At 51.6% G+C, this 1191-nt stretch carries 1 rRNA gene; it reads left to right on the forward strand.

Annotated features, from left to right (window positions below):
- Window positions 1–1169, forward strand: a 23S ribosomal RNA gene (locus tag AAEY57_RS19215); the annotation flags it as partial.
- Window positions 1170–1191: the final 22 nt, after the last annotated feature.

The raw sequence follows: 1191 nt of genomic DNA on the forward strand, positions 1-1191 counted from the left end.
TAAGCTGATTGGAGCCGCAGTGACCAGGTGGCTGGGACTGTTTATTAAAAACACAGCACTGTGCAAAATCGCAAGATGACGTATACGGTGTGACACCTGCCCGGTGCCGGAAGGTTAATTGATGGGGTTATCTTCGGAGAAGCTCTTGATCGAAGCCCCGGTAAACGGCGGCCGTAACTATAACGGTCCTAAGGTAGCGAAATTCCTTGTCGGGTAAGTTCCGACCTGCACGAATGGTGTAACCATGGCCACGCTGTCTCCACCCGAGACTCAGTGAAATTGAAATCGCAGTGAAGATGCTGTGTACCCGCGGCTAGACGGAAAGACCCCGTGAACCTTTACTACAGCTTGGCACTGAACATTGAACCTACATGTGTAGGATAGGTGGGAGACTTAGAAGCAGAGACGCTAGTTTTTGTGGAGTCGTCCTTGAAATACCACCCTTGTAGTTTTGATGTTCTAACGTTGGCCCCTGAATCGGGGTTACGGACAGTGCCTGGTGGGTAGTTTGACTGGGGCGGTCTCCTCCCAAAGAGTAACGGAGGAGCACGAAGGTTGGCTAAGTACGGTCGGACATCGTACGGTTAGTGTAATGGTAGAAGCCAGCTTAACTGCGAGACAGACACGTCGAGCAGGTACGAAAGTAGGTCATAGTGATCCGGTGGTTCTGAATGGAAGGGCCATCGCTCAACGGATAAAAGGTACTCCGGGGATAACAGGCTGATACCGCCCAAGAGTTCATATCGACGGCGGTGTTTGGCACCTCGATGTCGGCTCATCACATCCTGGGGCTGAAGTCGGTCCCAAGGGTATGGCTGTTCGCCATTTAAAGTGGTACGCGAGCTGGGTTTAGAACGTCGTGAGACAGTTCGGTCCCTATCTGCCGTGGGCGTTTGAGAATTGAGAGGGGTTGCTCCTAGTACGAGAGGACCGGAGTGAACGAACCGCTGGTGTTCGGGTTGTCATGCCAATGGCATTGCCCGGTAGCTACGTTCGGAACTGATAAGCGCTGAAAGCATCTAAGCGCGAAGCAGGCCTCGAGATGAGTTCTCACTAGACTTTTAAAGTCTCTGAAGGGCCGTTGAAGACTACAACGTTGATAGGCAAGATGTGGAAGTGGTGTGAGCCATTAAGCTAACTTGTACTAATTACCCGTGAGGCTTAACCATACAACGCCAAACGCGTTTTATG

Origin of the sequence: Pseudoalteromonas sp. MER144-MNA-CIBAN-0113, assembly GCF_040308965.1 — a bacterium.
GTDB classification, from domain to species: Bacteria; Pseudomonadota; Gammaproteobacteria; order Enterobacterales; family Alteromonadaceae; genus Pseudoalteromonas; species Pseudoalteromonas tetraodonis.